We start from the raw sequence: 1,608 nt of genomic DNA, 5'->3' as shown, positions 1-1,608 counted from the left end.
CTGCGCGGCCGCGACGGCGCGGCCCTCGTCGCGGTCGAATGGGGGCCGCCGGGCGGCCTCGTCGTGCTGCACTGGTATCATACGCTGGTGGCCGAGCCGACCGCGCAGATCACCACGCTCCTCGTCGCCCCCGACGACCGTCGGCGCGGGCTCGGGCGCCTGCTGCTCAAGGCCGCGGCGCAAGCCGCGCGCAGCGCCGGATGCGACGGGCTGGAGATGCTGCTGCCGCCGGACCGGCCGGACCTCGAAGCCTTCTGCGCGGCCACCGGCTTCGTCGCGGCCGGCACCCGGATGACGCGGCCGCTGCGCAAGAAGGGCGGCGAGCGCTGATGGAGGGCGCGGAGCTCAGTGCACCGTCGCGCCTTGGTCCGGGTCGATCTCGACCGCCTCGGCGAAGGGGAATTCCAGCACGATCTCGCCCTCCGCGTCGGTGACGACGAGGTCGGCCGTCATCAGCCGGGCTTGGTCCCGGCCGACGCCGAGCGCCGCCAGGACGGTGTCGCGGGCGGTCTCCCAGGCCGCGTCGGCGTCCGGCAGCTCGGCGCCGTCCGGGTCGGTCACCCAATCGTCGCCGATCCGTGTGTTGAAGAAGTAGCGCGGCACGGTACAGGCTCCTGGACGCATCGGGGCTTCACGCAGGCGAAGCGGGATTTCGGAGCAAGACATGGTGAAGCGCAGCCGCGCCGCAACGCCGGGCGAGGCCGGCCAACTCGCGACGTGGTCGCCGCGCGCGGCGCTGACCACCGCACTCGTGCTCGCGTCGGTCGCGGGCGCCCGCGCGCAGCCGGCGGACGTTTCCGACGCGCGGGTGCTGGCGCTGGTGCGCGGGCACCGCACGCACGGCTTCGTCACCGTCGGCCAGAGCCTCGCCTACGCCGAGCGGGCCCGGCCCCAAAGCTTCCGGCTGGCGCGGGCCCGGGTCGAGCGGCGTGCGGGCGAGCCGTTCACCCGCGTCCGCCTCTGCTATTGGCTCCGCCCCGCCGGACGCCCGGCCGAGCCGGCTTGCGGGATCGACTACCTCGTCACCGACGGCCCGCCCCATGTCGAGGTCGCGGAGGCCTTCGGCGGCCTCGGCCGCGAACTCGAAGCCGGCCGCGAACGCTTCGTGCGCGCGCTGGACCGCGAACTCGACCTCCGGCGCGATCCGGCCGCGAAGGCGCTCGACGACGCGCTGGCGCCGTTCGACCCCTACGACCGCCGGTAGGGCGGACGCCATCGTCTTCACGCATCTCGCCACGTCTCCCGAACGGGAGAGGGGGGGGGCGCGCCGCGCCGTGCTCAGCGCGATCCTGGAAAGGTCACGCCCCTCATCCTGTCCTTCTCCCCCCGGGAGAAGGGACCCGCGCTTGAACTCCGGCCCCTGAGCGGGATCTGCGACCCCGGCCTCGCGGCGTCCGGCCGCGCTGCCGTCGTGGCCCCGCCCCCTATCTCCTAAAACATCGCAGGAGGACCGTTCCGTGCCCGACGAGACGCTGACCGTCTATTACGACGGGGCCTGCCCGCTCTGCCGGGCGGAGATCGGGCATTACCGCCGCTGCCGCGGGGCCGATCGCATCGCCTTCGTCGACGTGGCGCCCGACGGCGCGCCCCTCGGGCCGGACCTCGACC

4 protein-coding genes are annotated in these 1,608 nt (G+C 74.6%); 3 read left to right on the top strand and 1 reads right to left on the bottom strand.

What is annotated here, in order from left to right; translation table 11 throughout:
- Positions 1–330, top strand: coding sequence for a GNAT family N-acetyltransferase (locus tag FV222_RS25410; RefSeq protein ID WP_147815944.1), 330 nt, complete (start codon positions 1–3; stop codon positions 328–330).
- Positions 331–345: 15 nt separating this feature from the next.
- Here the strand turns inward: FV222_RS25410 and FV222_RS25405 are convergent, their stop codons facing one another.
- Positions 346–603: a hypothetical protein gene (locus FV222_RS25405; protein WP_147753497.1), complete on the bottom strand. Its 258-nt coding sequence runs from the start codon at positions 601–603 to the stop codon at positions 346–348.
- Between the two features lie 61 nt (positions 604–664).
- Here FV222_RS25405 and FV222_RS25400 point away from each other — a divergent pair, with 61 nt between their 5' ends.
- Both FV222_RS25400 and FV222_RS25395 read left to right on the top strand, forming a co-directional pair.
- On the top strand, positions 665–1,204 hold the full coding sequence (locus tag FV222_RS25400) for a hypothetical protein (RefSeq protein ID WP_238273267.1): 540 nt from the start codon (positions 665–667) through the stop codon (positions 1,202–1,204).
- A gap of 253 nt (positions 1,205–1,457) precedes the next feature.
- Positions 1,458–1,608, top strand: a 151-nt coding sequence (locus FV222_RS25395) for a DCC1-like thiol-disulfide oxidoreductase family protein (RefSeq protein ID WP_147815943.1), incomplete at its 3' end; no start/stop codon positions are given.

The organism is Methylobacterium sp. WL103 (assembly GCF_008039885.1).
Classification (GTDB): Bacteria; Pseudomonadota; Alphaproteobacteria; order Rhizobiales; family Beijerinckiaceae; genus Methylobacterium; species Methylobacterium cerastii.
This window is presented reverse-complemented; position numbering and strand designations above follow the sequence as displayed.